Genomic DNA, 259 nt, shown 5'->3' with positions numbered 1-259 from the left:
CACTGCCGGGTTTGCCGCGCTGCGGGCAGGGGAGCGGCCGACGAAAAAATTTTGGGCGGCCAGTATCGTCGGATGTCTGGTTGTGCTCGCCTATGCGCTGGAAAGCGGTGTGGGGGAACTGCAGTTGGCTGACGTTGCGCTCTTGGGGGCGGTTGCTGCCGCAGCCCTTGGATATGCGGAAGGGGGAAAGCTGGCGCGTGAGCTGGGCGGCTGGCAGGTAATCAGTTGGGCACTGGTGCTCGCCGTTCCGGTATTGATC

At 63.7% G+C, this 259-nt stretch carries 1 pseudogene; it reads left to right on the top strand.

What is annotated here, in order from left to right:
- Window positions 1-259: pseudogene (locus MXD62_RS08985) on the top strand (EamA/RhaT family transporter); the annotation flags it as partial.

Source organism: Frankia sp. Mgl5, from assembly GCF_023242985.1.
GTDB classification, from domain to species: domain Bacteria; phylum Actinomycetota; class Actinomycetes; order Frankiales; family Frankiaceae; genus Parafrankia; species Parafrankia soli.
Note: the sequence above shows the minus strand (reverse complement) of the source record. Positions and strands in the feature narration are given on the sequence as shown.